We start from the raw sequence: 17,787 nt of genomic DNA, 5'->3' as shown, positions 1-17,787 counted from the left end.
CATTTCCAAGAACTAAAAATTTATGCGTGCAGAGCTATACTCTGCTGCTGGTCATCCACGCAGTAGGAAACCGTGGAAACAACTTCAATCGTCAGTATTTTGAACCCGTCGACAGAAACCCCCGACAAGTCAACCAACGCCCGACCGGATGTCCAACGTGCCCCGTTATTTTCCAGAGAAGCCCAACCTTCCAGCGTCTCTGTTTCAAGATGGCTGGAAATAGAGAAAGTACCCGCGCCACTCAGGAGGTCGATTTTAGCAATTTGCACGCCCAGTTCACGACGATCATCAACAAAAGCGCCAATAACATCAACCGGACGAGAGGTCCTCGAAGCAATGAACACTTTTTGTACACCCGGGGGCAACATAAAGGACATTGTATTACCATTCTGCTTAATGGCGCGAATAGAGCTACCTGCTTCTGTTTCAAGATGCAGATTTGCGTCATCAGACCACGTCGCAGTATCAGTTACCAAGTCGCCCAGAGCAAGACCTTTGCTGCGCTCAACCAGGAGCTGATAAACTGGTTCAACAACTTCTCTGCTGGTCGCCAGCGGAGCTGCTGCATCATAAATCCAGTTTTTTGAAGCCTCAAAATAGCCAGTAACAACATCCGAACCGTCAACACGAGCAAAAGACGCCCGATTACCGGTATCGAGATACGTTTCTGTTAAAACGCCATCAGCTTCGATCACAGAATGGTCTTCTGTTTCAATATGGTAGTAATCATAAACGGCATAATTCGTGTCATAACGAATGCTGCGACCATTGACGAGCATACGCGCCGGAATGAACTGGCCATCAATGAACAGACAGTGTTCTGGTGTTACACGTAGATCTTTGAACGGCACGCCGTCTGCCAGTGCATCCTTGACGATAAGAACTGGATAACCTGCTTCATCAGCATAGGCAGCATCAGCACGAACCACAGCTTTATTTTTGCCTACCCACTTCACTTTACTGGGCACAAACGCATCGCCATTGCGCACCATCACGGTGTCACCTGGCCGAACGTCCTGTACTGCAACTGGCCCATTGAGCATACGGATAAGCGTATTCGTCAGGAAGCATGTTTCAAGCGCTAAGGAAGAACCCGTGACGAACTTGTAGCTGTTTTCAATATTATCGATATGCAGCTTATACTGCTTGCCATTAACGTAGAAAGAGATGTGATCCGCATCAGAGAACGTCACATCATAGGCTGCACCAGTAACGGAATTAAAGATAATCTTATCACCATCGCTCCAGCTCGTAAATTCTTCTGGAACATCTGTAACGCCGGCAGCAATGACAACGGTAGCCGGATTAAGAGCACTTGTGCCGGCAAGATCAATCTTTGCATTCCCGTTATTTCCGCCCAGAGCAAGCGTGGCACCCCCAGATACAGTCACCGTACCAGAAAGCGTAGCGCCATTATATGCGCTCAGCACGCCACCCTGATTAATAATAGACTGAACAGCTGTGCCACCAGCATTGACCGTCTGAGTGCCGCCAGAAATTGTCGTGTTAGAAGCAACGCCGCCTGAGGCAACAAATACAGAGCCACTCAAGACGGTGGTGGTCGTAGCTTTACCACCAGAACCAATTTCAACAACACCGCCAGCGCTGACTATCGTGTTAGACGCAACACCAGAAATCGCAAGCCCCCCATCGCTGCGAACTACAGTGCCTGATACGTAACCACCCGCGCTGACAACAGAATTACCATAAGCACTAACAACCGTTCCCAAGGCGGAGCCGCCTGAACTCACAACCTCTACACCGCCACTTACCACGGCCGAGATTGCTGTACCACCGGAGTTCACAAGCTGAGTGCCGCCGCTACCAATTTTTGTAGACGCCGCAGTGCCGCCGCTCAGAATTTCTGTGCCGCCGGAGACAACGGTAGCAGAGGTCGTTACGCCACCACTTACAACAATTTCTGTACCACCGCTTACGATTATACCAGAAGCAACACCGCCTGAGGAAATAACCTCTGTGCCACCACTACCAACCGTAGCACTAATTGATGTACCACCAGCGAGTACATAAGCAGTACCGCCATTACCAATCGTTGCGCCAGTAGCAGAAGCAATATCTTTAACCCAGCCACTTTCGGTTCCTGCAACACTAGCAAGACGCGTCGTGGTACCACCCGAGCCATTATTAGAAGACAGGAAATAACCGCCAATTAGCTGCACACCGCCACTATTAAACAGGCCGCCAACGGCTGTCCCACCGTTAAGTAGCAACTGGGTCCCATGGAAAGTACCACCACTTGCATAGCCGGAACTAACCATTTCCGTAGCGCCAACCTGGAAAGTCCCGCCAGAAATAGTGCCCGCGCCAGTAAATGTTCTCCCCTTGGCACTAAACTCACCAACAGCAACCTGCCCACCGGAGAGTACATAGGGATCTATGATAGCGCCAGCTGACCCAGCGCCACCTTGGACATTACTGACCCCGGCCGCAACCAAAAGACCACCACCGGAGGAAACCGTTGCGCCACTAATAACGCCGCCATTAACTGCAATGCCAGCACCACCAGAGTTAATGACCGCACCATTAATAAATTGGCCACGATTTTGCGCACCCACGACACCAAGATACCCGGCAGTGGCGCCAGAAACCGTACCGGTAGTGTTTGTGCCACCATTGCCACCAATAAGGGCTATGGTTTCTAACCCGGTTCCTGCACCATTGACCGAACCTGAAACTACAGCGCCATTGTGCAGGTCAGTAACATTAGTCGTATCATAAGCCGATAGCCCCGACGTAAACGAACTATAGAGATCACCCGTCGCCATGCTTCAATTACTCCCATGATGAAAAGTTAACATTCTGACAACGTATGAGATCTCAATTCTGTTTAAGGAGAGCAAACGTTATCTGGAAAATATCCTTATGCATACCTTGTTGTAATTGCAAGTAAAGACGATGGTTTTGAAAAATCTTGATCCTTTAAAGGGTAATTTTGGCACATTTCAGGAATCAAAAATCGATTATTTTATACTCTATACAGTTAATTTAAGGTTAATAACGGGGGGGTATTAGCTTTTTAGATGTTTTCATCATACTTTCGCTGCGCAGGGAGTTCACTGCCACCCGAGTTGTTATACCAGCACGCAGATTCGCTCTATAAGAAGAAACCGACGCATTAGGCTCAGAACCTATTAATTCGTTAAACTGAGCGGTGCGTTGTGGTTCACAAGCTTGCCGATTGCAAGGACAGTCTGTCAGTGATGCCTTTTGGCTTTTTAAACGCCAAATGGAGCGAATCAGGCCGTTTTTTCCTCTGTCACATGGGATCTACCGCGTGGACGACTAATGGATTCTGAAGCGTCTAAACAGCCCATTCGTGATTTCTGATCAGTAAAAACATACTCGACTCTGAGGCGGATGGCGGATTTTCCAGCATAAGATCTCTAAATATTTTGAGACATGAGCTTGGGAGGAACAAACGGGCCTTAATTGCTTAAGGTTTCTCAGCGTTTACCGCTCCGCCTTAAGCAAGAATAATCCCCGCAATCGCCGCACTCATAAAATTGGATAGCATGCCCGCCAGCACGGCACGGGCACTGATATGCGCCAGTTCTGCGCGACGCTCGGGGCACTGGCTCCCAAAGGCCGCAACAAGAATGCCAATGGAACTTAAATTGGCAAAACCGCAGAGTGCAAAAGTCGCAATCGCCCCACTGCGGGCAGAAAGCGCTCCGTTCTGCAGCGACGGGCCAAGATGCAGGTAGGCGACAAATTCGTTAATAACGAGTTTCAGCCCCAGCACAGAGCCAACAATTGTGCATTCCCCCGCCGGCACCCCCAGCAGCCAGGCTATGGGGGAAAACAACAGGCCGAAAAGATATTCCAGCGAAAGAAATGGCTTGTGAATGGCCTGCCCTAACGCCTGAAATCCGCTGTTAATCAGAGCAATCAACCCGATAAAGGCGACCAGTGTTGCCGCCACAGCAACAGCTGTTTTGGTGCCCTTCAAAGCGCCTTCGGTAATGGTTTCAAAAAAAGCTTGATTGTAGGAGGAGCGCCCGGCAGCCAGCGTATCCACCGGGCTACCGGCTGCGCGAGGGGCAAGGATTTTTGCAAACATCATCCCGCCCGGAATGGCCATAAAAGACGCCGCCACCAGATAATGAGCCGGCACCCCCAACCCGACATAGCCAACCAGCGTTGCGCCGGAAACGGAAGCCACCCCACTACACAACACGCTGAACAGTTCAGTCGGGGCCATTGTCCGCAGGTAAGGGCCCAACGCCACCGGCAACTCACTCTGGCCGATAAAAATCGTGATGACCGCCCCAAAGGATTCAACAGGCGACGTGCCCAGAATTTTTTGCAGGATTTTTCCCGTTGTGCGGGCAAAGACCTGCATGACGCCGACATGAAACAGGATGGCAATCAAAGCGCTGACATACACCAGAGACGGCAGCACCCGGAAAGCAAACACAAACCCATCATTCGGGAAGACGGTCGCCATCTTGTCACTGGCCAGAGCACCAAAAAGGAAACGCGCCCCCTCATCCCCACAGGAGAGGATCTTGGTCACGCCCTCAGAAAGAGACCACAAAACCTGCTGCCCCACAGGCACGCGCAGGACAAGCAGACCAATCGCGACCTGAGCCAGCAGGCAGCTCAGAACCGTGCGGAGACTGATATTTTTCCGGTCCTTTGAAAAAAAGACCGCAATACCCAGAAGCAGGAGAATACCGAGGCATCCACGACTATGCACTGAATGATCCTTCTCTCAGGGCCTGCGCTTCCACACACCCTGAGCCCATGATGACAAAAAACGAGCCTGCTTTGCGTACGGGCATCAGGCTTTTACGGACGCGCACCAGAAGCAGTCCACTGAGGAACAAGAAACTGCGCGGGGCAATTATCCTGCATTTGCGGACTGCTGAGGAAAGCATCCGTTTTTGGAAATTTGTCCAGAGACGTGGGTTTAAGCGTGAACCATATCTGCGAGAGAACAGCCTCCCCTTGCTGCGTCTTGTTGCACTGGAACTGCACACCTCGTTCCGGCAGAGGCCCGGTATCTGCTTCAATCTGACTGGTTAGCTCGGCTTTAGTAACGCGCGTGCCGGCCTCGGCCGTCAGATGCTGTGCTGAAGGAAGCTCCGCAAACCGATCCCGCAGCCGGGACGCGACGGAGAAAAACTGCTCTCCCTCCATCCCAAAGCACTGCACATGTTTGGTGTATTCATGCGCCACCAGACTGGAGTGCGTATGAGCCACGACCTCTGACAGACGATGCGACAAGCCATCGGAGAGCGTGGGGAACGCGGATGCCATCTCCCCATCATACAGGCTGCACCCTTTACGCCACCATGTCGTAACGGGCACCTGCGCCCTTATCAGATCAGACGGGCGGGACGCCCAAAGCCCGTGCAGCCCGATAAGCGGCGTGTGGGGTTGATCGGCCTGACAGGAGTTCCCCTCCGGCCCTGTGCAGAAACCGGGCTGCCATGTGAGGGCAAGCGTATAGTGCCCAAAATCTCCATGCCGGGGTGCTGTGAGCGCCATATCCGCCGCCCCACCCGCAGGCGGTGCTGAAGGATGCTGAGCACACCCGGACAGCAGAAAACAGGCAGCCATCATGCCGGAAAAAAGAAACTGTACTGCCCGCATACCCTGTTTGATCCTTACGCAGAAAGGGGAAAGGAAAAAGCGCTATCCTGCTGATGTGCAAAGCTATTAGTGTTGCTTACATCGTGTGCGGTGTCTATGATTTTTATAATGGAAACGTATTGTTTCTCATAATTTGTATAACACTCTGCGCCCGCCAGAAAAGCAGCACGGCCGCCACAACAGGAAAGACTTTATGACCGAAACTCAGGATTACCCCAAGGTTTACCTTGGTGGAGACCTTGTCTTCAGGAAAAACGCACAACAGCTTTTCAGTGCGTTTAAAGAAATTTGTCTGGCCGTCCGCCTGCACGGTGTCTCGCCTTTTGATGGCCAGGATGAGGTCGAAGCGCTGCCGCCCGGCAAAGCCACCAGCCTGTTGATCGCCCAGCTGGATCGCGGCCTGATGGATGAGTGTGACGCAGCCCTTTTCTGCATCGATCCCTTCCGCCGCGCTGCGGATATGGACCCCGGCACCGCTGTGGAAATTGGCTATATGGCCGCCCAGAACAAGCCAATGGCGGGCTATACGGTAGATGGCCGCTTTTATCATGAAAAAGTGCAGAGCTATTTTGAACAGGCCTGGCACACGCCGCTGACGGAAGAGCGCCCGCACGATGGGGCCAGAGTGCGCTGGCTGGATGCGGACAGCATGATCGTGCATTCCGAAGGTCTGTTACAAAACGCCATGGTGGAAGGGTTTATCCGGCAGGCGGGCGGCGATATCGCAATCGCGGACGATATCCTGAGCGCATTCCGGGCTGCGGCCTCTGATCTGGCTAACCTGATTTATGGCGCTGCTAAGGAAAAGGAGACGTCTCATGGATGAAAAAACCGTAGCAACCCTGACACAGAAAGCTCTGGCCGCCCGCAGCAATGCCTACGCGCCCTATTCGCGCTTTCTGGTGGGGGCCGCCTTAATCACAGAAGACGGTGAGGTCTTTTCAGGCTGCAATGTTGAGAACGCCGCCTATCCGGAAGGGGTATGTGCGGAAGCCGGGGCGATTTCCGCCATGGTGGCCGCCGGTGGCTCCCGTAAAATTGCGACCATTATGGTTGCCGGGAAAGGACCAGCCCCCTGCCTGCCGTGCGGGGGATGCCGCCAGAAAATCCGTGAATTTGCAACGCAACGGACCTGTGTTCTGGTGGTGGATGAAAACGGTACGCAGTTGTTTAAAGACGACCTTCATGCCCTCCTTCCCCACTCTTTTGGCCCTGAAAACCTTGAAACGGGCGCGGACGAAACCGCGGCCTGAGACGTGTTATCAGACAGATTTTTGCAGGAACGACGCATGAAGATCATTATCGATACGGACCCCGGGCAGGACGATGCCCTGACCATCCTGCTGGCGCTCGCCAGCCCGGAAATTGAGCTTCTGGGTGTGACGACAGTTGCCGGGAATGTGCCCGTTGAGCAAACGACTGAAAATGCCCTTAAGACGCTCGATCTGGTAGGACGCACGGATATCCCCGTGCATGCAGGTGCGGATCGTCCGCTCATTCGCCCCGGTGTGACGGCAACCCATGTGCATGGCAAAACAGGGTTTGAAGGGGTGGACCTGCCCCCGCCGAGCCGGAAAGCAACACCGGGCCATGCGGTTGATTTTATCATCCGCACGGTGATGGAAAATCCGCCCGGTGCCATCACACTCTGCACAATCGGACCGCTGACCAACATTGCCCTCGCGCTGGCCAAAGAGCCTGCACTGCGTGAGCGCATTGGGCAGATTGTCATGATGAGCTGTGCGTTTTCCGAAGTGGGGAATATTACCCCAACCGGAGAATTCAACATCTATGTGGACCCGCATGCGGCACGCATGGTGTTTGAATCCGGTGTGAAAATTGTGGTGTTCCCGCTGGATGTCACGCATCAGCTCCACACCAGCAAGGCACGCCTTGAGCGTATTGAGGCCATCCCCAACCGGATTGGCCCGATTGTGGCGGCATGGTTGCAGTTTGAAAAACGCTTTGAAGCCACAAAATACGGCACAGATGGCGGCCCGCTGCATGACCCGAATACCGTGCTCTGGCTGCTTAAACCCGAACTCTACCGTGGCCGTCAGGTGAATGTGGAAATTGAAACCGACAGCGCGCTGACACTGGGGATGAGCGTGGTGGACTGGTGGGGCATTACCGATAAAAAGAAAAACGCCCTGTTCATGCGGGAAGTTGATGTGGATGGCGTGTACGATCTGATTGTCGAACGCCTGTCTGACCTTTAATATAGCTCAGGCCGGAGCATAGATCACGCTCCGGCCTTCCTTATCAAACATTCAATAAAATGAACAAAAAACGCAAAGCGTGCTTTACGGCCCTGTTCCTGTAACTGAGGGAATATGCGTGCGGTAGCGGTCCCAATGTGCAACGAGCTCAGCAATCACCGGGGCGCCTGCGCGTTCGTTATTGTCAAAAGCGACCACCTGCCCCGGCCCTTCATCCCCCATAGACTGCGTAATGGACATATGGGGCGGAGGCATGCTGAAATTGCTGCCTGAGCGCAACACCATGACCCTCTGCGGGTCGATCGCACCAAACCGTGCCAGCACGCGCATTTCCACCTGATTAGTCTGGCTTTCCTCATTGGTCATAACAAACTGACCCTGATTTCTCGTCCACAGACGGACCCAGTCTTCTGCCCATATGTTGCGCTCCGCCCCATGCCAGTAGCGGAGCGCGCCTAATGTTTCACCCTCCAGAATGGCGGGCGGCTTCTGAGCATTGGGATACCCCGCCCACTGCGTCCGTCGTTCAGCCAGAGCAGGATCATCCCGCAGCGGCACAGTGCGACTGATGGTATACGCCCAATGTTCCAAACCACGGTTGAGCGGATAGGCTTTTGTGAGTTCCTCCACATCGGTCACAGACCCATAATGGTTAGGGTCACTGGGGAGGGTATTGGGTTTCTCAGCACCAATCGCATACAGCCCATAAGGCCAGCCTTTAGGAATTGTGCGATCATCTATTTCACGCAGCGCATCGCCATCCACAACCCAGCGCGCCCATGCGACGCTGCCTGCCGAGGCCACGTTTGGATTAACCCCGGAAATTCCCGTAAAAATCCAGTATGTATGGTGAAGGTCAAAATGCGGATCAAGCGCCAGAGCGGCAAGATCTGTCACACCATCCTTTAAAACAAGGCCATACACCCCGTCTTTATTACTCCGCAGAATTTGTGTGGGAATTCCAGCAACCGGCACACGCTTGTCCATATGCAAACGCTCGACCCAAAACTGATATTCCCCCGGCGCATCTCCAGTATCCGCACCATTTTCCCAGCCTGCCACCACAATGACCTTTGGCTCCAGACGGGGAGCTGCTGCGGCAACAGAGCAGGGTGCAAAAGCAGGTGTGACCGCCAGCCCGCAGCATAAGGCAAGCGCTTTCATTCTTTGATCCATACTCAAGGCACACTTTTTAGAAAGAATTATGGTCTGAAACGGTATTCCTGAAACCTCGAAATACCGTCTTTTATCCGCATCAGAATGCAGGAGAGACATTCCCCGCCCTTATTAATTAAGGGCGGGGATAAAAGGGCAGCGTGTGTTTAGTGCTGCGCACCCAGCCATGTATGCAGCTGAGACTGAGCCGCCTGCATCGCCTCTTTACGTGCACCAATTTCACTCAGTGCTTTTGCAGCAGCAATTTTACCACCCGTCGTTTTGCTGGAAGACGGGTCCGCCTCAAGCGCATGCGCTACGTCCGGATTGTCAGAATAAGCGGCAATCGCAGCCAGAAACCCATCCTGAGACCACGGAGCGAGATGCGTTCTGATCTCCGCCTCATGCTGTTTGACCAGCTGCCAGACCAGATCCGGATTTTCACTCTCATCCGCCACACGGCCCAGCGCCATGGCAATCCGACCATTGGGGATAGCACCGCTATAAGCCAGCGCGACGTTTTTCTCGATCAAGGCCGGATTTGTCGCCGCGGCAAGCGCGTTGAACAGACGCAGCTTGACCTCTGTTGCCTGCGTGGTGCGGACTTTCTCTGCCATAGCGGCATAGGTTTTCTCATCCGCATGCGTCATGGCAATACGCGCCACAACCCCTACCAGATCAGGCTTTAAAGACGCCGGGTCAGCCTGCCAGCGGGCAAAGCGCTTCCCTGCTTCCGCCACCACAGCCGGATCTTCAAACCTGCCGAGCACAGAAATAACGGACGGACGCAGCATAGTGTCCAGCACGTTTTCATCCGCTTTCTGGTCCCAGCCAAGACGCGCCAGAACGGGTGTCAGCTGCTTACGGGCATAGGCACGGAACGTGGCGCGGTCCGGGCTGCCTTTCAGATACTGGTCCAGTGTTTCAAACCGGCCAATAATTTCCTCCAGCACAGCAATATCGCTTTCCTGAGCAGAAAGCAGGCTATCCGCCAGATCCATATACGCGGAAAGCGGAGCCTGCCCGGAGCGGAACAGAGCAAACTGGTCCCCCAGCAGGTTGGCTCTGTCCACCGGTGCAAAATGTGTTGCGTTTTTAAGCAGAGATGCAAAGGCCGGGGCGCTATACTGCACGCGATAATACCCGCTTTCCCCCAGATTCAGCTTAAGTGGTGCCTCACACCCGGCAACGCTGAGTGTCTGCGGCGCTTTGCCCAGAACCAGCTTTTGCGTTGCCAGACCGGGGCCACCCGCCACAACAGGCACCATCCATGTCTGGGCCGCCGGATGGGGGTCATGAATGGTAAAGCGGCTTTGCGTCAGAGTATAAACCGTTTTCCCGGCTTTACAGGCAGAGGCCACATTCACCAGCGGAATACCCGGCTGTTCGGTAAAGCTGCGGGCTGCGCGGCCAACATCCAGACCAGATGTTTTAGACAGCGCCTGCCACAAATCCTGACTGGTGGTGCTGCTATAAGCGTGGGACTTCATGTAAAGACGCATCCCGTCACGGAAATGGTCTTCACCCAGCCAGCCTTCCAGCATGCGGATCACCAGTTCACCCTTGCCATAACTGATGCTGTCAAAAGCCGAGTTAGCTTCGCTCACATTATGAATGGTCTGCTGGATGGGGTGCGTGGATGGCAGGGCGTCCGTGCCCATGGTTTCCTCACGCGTTTCATGCTGGCGCGGCCAGATGTCCCAGTCCGGGTTCATCTTGTCTGTCGCCTTGATCTCCATCCAGGAGGCAAACCCTTCGTTCAGCCAGATATTGTCCCACCAGCCCATGGTGACGAGGTCACCCGACCACTGATGCGCCATTTCATGCGCGACAACCTCATAAATCAACTCGCGCGTGCGGGGTGTGCTGTTTTTGGGGTCAAACAACAGGACGTTATCGATATAGGTCAGCAGACCCCAGTTTTCCATTGCCCCGGCCTGATAGTTTCCGGGAATAGCCACCATATCCATTTTGGGAAGAGGATATTTCACGCCAAAATAGCTGTTGTAATAAGGAAGAATATTTTCCGCGGCATGTAGGGCATACTCTCCCTGCCCTTCCAGACCGGACGGGGCATAAACAGCCAGCGGCGTGCCATCAGCCTGCCCCAGCACGGACTTCATATCCCCTGCAACAAGAGCAAGCAGATAGGTGGACATACGCGGCGTGGTAGCAAAGGAGACACGCTTCTGGCTCGTGCCCTCCGGCGTGCTCTGCGTAACTGGCATATTGCTGACAGCAACAGCCTCTTTAGGCAGCGTAACATTTAACTGGAAGGTTGCCTTAAAGGCAGGCTCATCCCAGCCGGGGAACATGCGGCGGGCGTCGGCCACCTCAAACTGCGTGACCAGCATCCGCTTTGTCTCGCCGGTAGGGGCCGTGTAGTCATCCACATAAATGCCGTTCGGCGTCTTCAGGATCGGCCCGGAATAGGTGATGACCAGCGTATGCGCGCCCTTGCTGACCTTTGCCGGGAAATGCAGCGTTGCGGTCTCAGCGGCATCGTCCTGCGTGATCCCGGCTTTCACGCCGTTATCCAGAACAGCCTCAGCCAGATGCAGGCCTGCCTGATTAAGGGTCACCTCCGTGGTGGGGGTGCGCACGTCAACCTGAATGGTTTCCTGCCCGGTGAGTTTAAGGTTGTCTATATCTGTTGAAATATTGATACCGTACGAGACAGGCACAACAGTTTTTGGCAACTGTCCTGCGGCGCGCTGAAAGGAGAACACCTGTTCCGCACAGACCGGGCCGGCCAGCGGCAGCCCTGCCAGCAGGGTTGTCAAAGTCAGAAGCCGACGCATTCCATAATTCTCCTAAAAATCCGTTTAACTTATCGAAATCATTTTGACTTCGGATTATTCCGATCCTACTATCTTAACATAATCACCATTCCGTCAACGGCGGCGGGGTGGCACGGCGCCTTATCCAAGGCTGAGACGGCACACAGGGCGAATCAACGGCGGTTCGCTGGCTCATAGGAGCGATGGTTTTCCGCGCAGAACTGGCGGGCCATCTGGAAGACGTTCTGTGGATAAAGGGTTTCTCAAAGCCGGCCATACCCCGACGCTCATTGCCGCTTTCCTGTATTTTGATGTCTCCTTCATGGTCTGGGTTCTGCTCGGGCCGCTGGGCATTTCCATCGCGCATGATCTGCACCTCAATGCAGGCCAGAAGGGTCTGCTTGTCGCCACCCCGGTTCTGGCTGGGGCAGGCCTGCGGGTGCTGGCAGGTGCACTGGTGGATCTCTTCGGCCCACGCCGCGTGGCCATTGGCGCTCAGATCAGCGTTGTTCTTGGCCTGTGGCTGACATGGTTTCTGGCCCCGCACACCTACGCCAGCATGTTCTGGGTGGCACTGGTGCTGGGGGTTGCCGGCGCGTCCTTCGCCATTGCACTGCCGCTGGCCTCCGTCTGGTATCCGCCGCGCTATCAGGGCACCGCGCTGGGCATTGCTGGGGCCGGGAATTCCGGCACAGCCCTAGCCTCCCTGTTCGCCCCGGGTCTGGCCGCCATGCTGGGCTGGCTGAATGTTCTGGGGCTGGCCACCATTCCGCTGGTGATCGTGCTGATTGCCTTCCTGTTTCTGGCACGGGAGCCTGCTGCGCGCCCCACCATGCCCACCCTTGCCGCGTGGGGGCCTATCCTGAAATCCGGCGGCTGCTGGGCGCTGATGTTCTTCTACAGCGTCACCTTCGGCGGCTTTGTCGGTCTGGCGGCCTTCCTGACCATTTATTTTAATGACCAGTATCACCTGCCCCCCGCCATTGCCGGAGCCTGCACGGCTTTTGTGGTTTTTGCAGGGTCCTTCATCCGTCCGGTTGGCGGGGCCATGGCCGACCGCGTAGGCGGCACAAAAGCACTCATGCTGCTCTACGGGTTCGCGGGGGTCATCTTCCTGCTGATCGCAACCGGCCTGCCGTCTGTCTATCTGGCGTTCAGCGCCTTCTTTCTGGGCATGCTCACACTGGGGCTTGGCAACGGGGCCGTGTTCCAGCTGGTCCCCATCCGCTTTCCGCAGCAGGTGGGCATTCTGACCGGGCTTGTGGGCATGGCTGGCGGTGTCGGCGGGTTTTACCTTGCCTCCTCCCTCGGGGCCGCTCGCCAGATGACGGGCTCTTACGGACCCGGCTTTTTAACCTTCGCACTTGTCTGTCTCGTTGCTTGCGGGTGCGTCACGGCGTGTCATCGCCGTTGGACGGAGAACGCTCAATGAGACGTGTTATGCGCTGCTTTCAAAACTGGAGATCAGGCAGCCTTGTTCTGAGCGTCGCCCTCACTGGCACAGCGTGGGCAGATGAGCAGACACAGCCCAAAGCGCAAAAGCCCGTGCCGCCAGCAGCAGCTACTCCGCTGACCCCCGTGGTGCCGGTGCCTGTTCTGGCCATCCCGGATAAAAAGGCGATGCTCAAAGGCTCTCTCTACCACCCGGACTGGCAGATTTTTAATGCCGGAAACAATGCAGCCTCCGGCTTTGGCGTGGTGAATGGTTATGGCCAGGCCCGATGGACTGAAGACTGGAGTGATCTGGCTCGCACACCGCCCAACATTCGGAAAAATGACTGGTTTAACCGCCTGAAATATGTGCGGCTGAATGACAGCGGCAGCATCTGGATGAGCTTTAGCGGCGAGGAACGCCTGCGCTATATTTTTGAAAACCAGCCCATGCAGGGGCAGGCCGGAAAAACCAACGCCAGCCGCGTTCTGCTGCGCAACCAGTATGGGGCGGACCTGCATCTGGGCGAGCATGTGCGTGCCTATGCGGAATTCCTGTATGGCGTAGCTGGTGGCTCCAACACCTATGGCTATCAGACGGGTGTCCAGCGTGAAAGTCTGGACCTCCAGCAAGGGATTCTGGAAGTCAAAGGGCGGCTTCTGGGCGCACAGATGGGTGTTATTGGCGGGCGGCAGGTCTTTCTTGATGCGCCGGTTTCCATGCAGTCCCCGCGTGATCTGACCAACGTGCAGCAAACATGGGACGGCTTCCGGGGCTATGCCGTCTGGAACCGGTTCCGGCTTGACCTGTTCGACTTCATGCAGACCAACAAGCTGCCGCAAAAGGTTTTTGCAGACGGCACCAATTACAATGCGCGCCTGTATGGAGCTTATAGCTCCACGGCCCTGCCCTCCTTCAAATTCATGGGGCAGAAAAGCCAGATGTTCGCGGATCTGTTTTTCCTCGGCTATCTGTATGGCGGCGCGGCGGCTTCTATCCCCACGGCAACGGTTGGCGGCACACAGAAAGGCTCCACACGGCGAGACAATGTGGGCGTGCGGCTCTGGGGCAATGTCGGGCCTTTCAGCACCAGTCTGACCGGTATTTTTCAGGGCGGTGAATTCCGCCCGGCCAAGACAAGCCAGAGCACCCGCTCTGTGCGCGCATATGCCATAAACGGCAGCATTACGTACACACGCTCTGACTGGGCCGGCAAGCCGGGCTTTGGTGTGCAGGGAGACCTGTTCTCCGGCGGGTCTGACCGCAGTCAGGGCGGCGCCGTGGGCACGTTTGCCACGCCGTTTGTGCCGCTGCCGTATTATAATGATCTTTCGCTTTCTCTCACCTCACAAAACCTGATTGGCGTTGGCCCTATCGCCAACTTTACCATGCTCCCTACTCTGCACCTCAAGCTGCACGTGCCTGTTTTCTGGCGCGCCAGCACGCAGGACGCCATTTATGGCGGGAACGGCAAAATCTACAACTGGCGCAATAATCTGCATGGCGGCTTTACAGGTGTCATGCCCTACACCCAGCTTTCCTGGAACTTTGCGCCGCACTGGGCCTGGACGCACGATATTGAAGGCATCCTTCTCTCCCGCGGGATGCGGGATGTCGGGGCCAAAGAGGGCGCGCTTTATATGCAGACGCTCGAATTCAAGTTTTAAAGGCGGGGAGAAAAATCATGTCCACCAAAGGCAACATCATTATTGTCGGCAACGGCATGGTTGGCCATTACTGTGCGGAACAGCTCGTCATGCACGGCCTGCACGAAACCCACCAGATTCATGTCTTTGGGGAAGAACGGCACCACGCTTATGACCGTGTGCATCTGACCGATTACATGACCGGGCAGGACGCACTGGCCCTGCGGCTACATCAGGAAGATTTTCATACAGCGCACGGCATTACACTACACCTGAACAGCCGTATTACAGACATCGACCGTGCGGCAAAAACCGTTACAACAGAAAACGAAATCCTGCCCTACACCACTCTCATTCTCGCAACCGGGTCCACGCCGTTTGTGCCGCCGGTTCCGGGTAACACCGGCACCGCCGGGCTGGTCTATCGGACACTGGAAGATCTGGACCTGATCCGCGCCGCAGCGCAAGGCGCACAGCATGGCACAGTGATTGGCGGCGGCCTGCTTGGGCTGGAAGCAGCTAACGCGCTCAAGGTGCTGGGAATGGATGTGAGTGTGATCCAGCTTGGCACACATCTGATGTCCGCCCAGCTGGATGAAGAGGGTGGACGCGCCCTGCAAAAACGGATTGAGGCGCTCGGCATTGATGTGCGCGTTCTGCATCAGACGCAGGAAATCGTACCCGGCACCACCCACCGCCATAAACTGATTTTTGCTGATGGTTCCACACTGGAAACTGACATGGTTGTCTTTTCAGCAGGCATCAAGCCGCAAGACATGCTGGGGCGTGTCTGCGGTCTGGAGATTGGCCCGCGCGGCGGCATTGTGGTCGATAACCAGTGCCGCACTTCTGACCCGGATATTTTTTCCGTTGGCGAATGCGCCTTGTGGGAAGGGCAGATTTTCGGCCTCGTCGCCCCCGGCTACACCATGGCCCGCACCGTGGCAAACCTGCTGGCCGGTGATGCAGAAGCTGCTTTTACCGGCGCGGACATGTCCACAAAACTGAAGTTACAGGGTGTGGATGTCGGCTCGATCGGGGATGCGCACGGGCGGGAGCCGGGCTGCACCAGCTATCGCTTCATTGGCGAGCCAGACGGCTCCTACCGCCGCCTTGTGCTGTCCGCCGACGGTAGCCGTGTAACCGGCGCTGTGCTGGTGGGAGATAATTCCTACTACGACACCATTTTTCAGTATGTGCAGAATGAGATCGCTCCCCCGGCTGACCCGGCTGTTTTGATCCTGCCGCGCGGTGAAGGCGCGGAGCTGCTTGGCGCAGACGCCCTGCCGGATACCGCGACCATCTGCTCCTGTCATAACGTCACCAAAGGGGCGATCAGCACGGCAGTTGAGCAAGGTTGCACGGACCTCGCCACGCTCAAGAAGGATACAAAAGCCAGCACCGGCTGTGGCGGATGTTCCGCGCTGCTGAAAAGCGTTTTTGAAACGGAACTGACCGCACGCGGCATTACCGTTGACCACAGCCTGTGCGAACATTTTTCCTACACACGGCAGGAACTCTATTCCCTCGTACGCGTGCATAACATCCGCAGTTTTGAAGAACTGATGGCGCAGTATGGCAACGGCGGTCTGGGCTGCGATATCTGTAAACCGGCTGTCGGCTCCATTCTGGCATCTGCCTGGAACAAACCCATTACGGACCCGCTCTATATCCCGCTACAGGATACGAACGACACGTTCATGGGCAACATGCAGAAGAACGGCACCTACTCCGTTGTGCCGCGTATTGCCGGGGGCGAGATTACGCCAGACAAGCTGATTGTGTTGGGGCAGGTTGCCAAAAAATATAACCTCTACACCAAGATTACCGGCGGCCAGCGCGTGGATCTGTTCGGCGCGCAACTGCATCAGCTGCCCGAGATCTGGCGGGAACTGCTGGATGCCGGGTTTGAAACTGGCCACGCCTACGGCAAATCCACCCGCACGGTAAAATCCTGCGTTGGCAGCACATGGTGCCGCTATGGCGTGCAGGACAGTGTGGGCAAGGCGCTGGATCTGGAAAACCGCTATAAAGGCCTGCGCTCTCCCCACAAGCTGAAATTTGCGGTCTCCGGCTGCACGCGGGAATGTGCGGAAGCCCAGAGCAAGGACGTCGGCGTGATTGCCACGGAAAATGGCTGGAACCTGTATGTGTGCGGTAATGGCGGCATGCGCCCGCGCCATGCGGAACTGTTTGCAACGGACCTCGATGCGGAAACACTGGTTAAATATATTGACCGTTTCCTGATGTTTTATATCCGTACGGCAGACAAACTCCAGCGGACCTCCGTCTGGCGTGAAAATCTGGAAGGCGGGCTTGAGTATCTGCAGGATGTCATCATCAACGATAGCCTTGGCATCTGTGATGAGCTGGAACAGCAGATGCAGCATGTGGTGGACACCTATCAGTGCGAATGGAAAAATGCTCTGACAGATGAGGAAAAACTCAAACGCTTCCGCACCTTTGTGAACGATACCCGCCCAGACCCGAACATTCGCACCGTGCCGGAGCGCGATCAGGTCAAACCTGCGGACAATCAGCCAGAACAGCCGATCTCGGCAGGCCCGACGGACTGGACTGATCTGTGCGCGCAGAGTGACCTTGTGCCGCGCTCCGGCGTGGTGGCGCTCTATAACACCGCGCAGATTGCCCTGTTCTATCAGCCAGACGGGCACGGGGGCGGACGGGTCTTTGCCGTGGATAATCATGACCCGTTCTCCCACGCCAATGTGCTGGGCCGTGGTTTGATGGGGGATCTCCACGGGCAGCCGGTTGTGGCCTCACCGCTTTACAAGCAGCACTTTAATCTGGAGGACGGCACCTGTCTGGAAGATGCGTCCAAATCCATCCACGCCTGGGATGCCCGACTGCATAAGGGCCGTGTGGAAATCCGTGCCCGTAAAGTCACCGCCCCGGCGGAAGCTGCCATGGCGTAA

Annotated in this window: 11 protein-coding genes; 6 read left to right on the top strand and 5 right to left on the bottom strand. The window is 55.5% G+C overall.

The window, feature by feature from the left end; all coding sequences use genetic code 11:
* Positions 1–20 precede the first annotated feature (20 nt).
* The 3 genes from HK23_RS07980 to HK23_RS07970 all read right to left on the bottom strand — a co-directional run bounded on the left by HK23_RS07980 (position 21) and on the right by HK23_RS07970 (position 5,619).
* The gene (locus HK23_RS07980; RefSeq protein WP_086653560.1) at positions 21–2,786 is read right to left on the bottom strand and encodes a Hint domain-containing protein; all 2,766 of its coding nucleotides are present in this window, start codon (positions 2,784–2,786) and stop codon (positions 21–23) included.
* Positions 2,787–3,484: 698 nt separating this feature from the next.
* Entirely contained in the window at positions 3,485–4,720 is a 1,236-nt protein-coding gene (locus HK23_RS07975; protein WP_086653559.1) for a NupC/NupG family nucleoside CNT transporter, read from the bottom strand.
* 92 nt (positions 4,721–4,812) lie between these two features.
* Positions 4,813–5,619, bottom strand: a complete 807-nt coding sequence (locus HK23_RS07970) for a ribonuclease T2 family protein (protein WP_086653558.1) — start codon at positions 5,617–5,619, stop codon at positions 4,813–4,815.
* 193 nt (positions 5,620–5,812) lie between these two features.
* On the opposite strand from HK23_RS07970, the gene HK23_RS07965 reads away from it, so the two are divergent.
* The 3 genes from HK23_RS07965 to HK23_RS07955 are packed head-to-tail and all read left to right on the top strand — an operon-like array spanning position 5,813 to position 7,838.
* Complete coding sequence (locus HK23_RS07965; protein ID WP_086653557.1) at positions 5,813–6,445, top strand: nucleoside 2-deoxyribosyltransferase; 633 nt, start codon at positions 5,813–5,815, stop codon at positions 6,443–6,445.
* Positions 6,438–6,872 (top strand): cytidine deaminase, encoded by a 435-nt coding sequence (gene cdd / locus HK23_RS07960; protein ID WP_086653556.1) that lies wholly within the window; start codon positions 6,438–6,440, stop codon positions 6,870–6,872. The genes HK23_RS07965 and cdd overlap by 8 nt, the downstream gene beginning before the upstream one ends.
* Positions 6,873–6,908: 36 nt before the next feature.
* Positions 6,909–7,838, top strand: coding sequence for a nucleoside hydrolase (locus HK23_RS07955; RefSeq protein ID WP_086653555.1), 930 nt, complete (start codon positions 6,909–6,911; stop codon positions 7,836–7,838).
* Between the two features lie 84 nt (positions 7,839–7,922).
* On the opposite strand, the gene HK23_RS07950 is transcribed toward HK23_RS07955, so the two are convergent.
* Complete coding sequence (locus tag HK23_RS07950; RefSeq protein WP_256940114.1) at positions 7,923–9,002, bottom strand: purine-nucleoside phosphorylase; 1,080 nt, start codon at positions 9,000–9,002, stop codon at positions 7,923–7,925.
* Positions 9,003–9,160: 158 nt separating this feature from the next.
* Positions 9,161–11,794 carry a M1 family metallopeptidase gene (locus HK23_RS07945; RefSeq protein ID WP_086653554.1) on the bottom strand — a complete coding sequence of 878 codons (2,634 nt, stop codon included), beginning with the start codon at positions 11,792–11,794 and terminating at the stop codon, positions 9,161–9,163.
* A 226-nt stretch (positions 11,795–12,020) separates the two neighbouring features.
* Between HK23_RS07945 and HK23_RS07940 the strand changes: the two genes are divergently transcribed.
* Genes HK23_RS07940 through nirB form a run of 3 tightly spaced genes read left to right on the top strand, consistent with a single transcriptional unit; the run spans position 12,021 to position 17,787 of the window.
* Positions 12,021–13,205, top strand: a complete 1,185-nt coding sequence (locus HK23_RS07940) for a nitrate/nitrite transporter (protein WP_086653553.1) — start codon at positions 12,021–12,023, stop codon at positions 13,203–13,205.
* Positions 13,202–14,872, top strand: a complete 1,671-nt coding sequence (locus HK23_RS07935) for an alginate export family protein (RefSeq protein WP_256940113.1) — start codon at positions 13,202–13,204, stop codon at positions 14,870–14,872. The genes HK23_RS07940 and HK23_RS07935 overlap by 4 nt, the downstream gene beginning before the upstream one ends.
* A gap of 17 nt (positions 14,873–14,889) precedes the next feature.
* A complete protein-coding gene (gene nirB / locus HK23_RS07930) occupies positions 14,890–17,787 on the top strand; it encodes a nitrite reductase large subunit NirB (RefSeq protein ID WP_086653552.1) in 2,898 nt (965 codons plus the stop codon).

This window comes from Acetobacter malorum, assembly GCF_002153605.1.
Classification (GTDB): Bacteria; Pseudomonadota; Alphaproteobacteria; order Acetobacterales; family Acetobacteraceae; genus Acetobacter; species Acetobacter malorum_A.
This window is presented reverse-complemented; position numbering and strand designations above follow the sequence as displayed.

Bases quoted from the DNA above. Each gene is read 5' to 3' on its own strand.
- HK23_RS07955 (WP_086653555.1), top strand. From the start codon at position 6,909: ATGAAGATCATTATCGATACGGACCCCGGGCAGGACGATGCCCTGACC.
- HK23_RS07980 (WP_086653560.1), bottom strand. From the start codon at position 2,786: ATGGCGACGGGTGATCTCTATAGTTCGTTTACGTCGGGGCTATCGGCT.
- HK23_RS07950 (WP_256940114.1), bottom strand. From the start codon at position 9,002: ATGAAAGCGCTTGCCTTATGCTGCGGGCTGGCGGTCACACCTGCTTTT.
- HK23_RS07970 (WP_086653558.1), bottom strand. From the start codon at position 5,619: ATGCGGGCAGTACAGTTTCTTTTTTCCGGCATGATGGCTGCCTGTTTT.
- nirB (WP_086653552.1), top strand. From the start codon at position 14,890: ATGTCCACCAAAGGCAACATCATTATTGTCGGCAACGGCATGGTTGGC.
- HK23_RS07935 (WP_256940113.1), top strand. From the start codon at position 13,202: ATGAGACGTGTTATGCGCTGCTTTCAAAACTGGAGATCAGGCAGCCTT.
- HK23_RS07945 (WP_086653554.1), bottom strand. From the start codon at position 11,794: ATGCGTCGGCTTCTGACTTTGACAACCCTGCTGGCAGGGCTGCCGCTG.
- HK23_RS07965 (WP_086653557.1), top strand. From the start codon at position 5,813: ATGACCGAAACTCAGGATTACCCCAAGGTTTACCTTGGTGGAGACCTT.
- cdd (WP_086653556.1), top strand. From the start codon at position 6,438: ATGGATGAAAAAACCGTAGCAACCCTGACACAGAAAGCTCTGGCCGCC.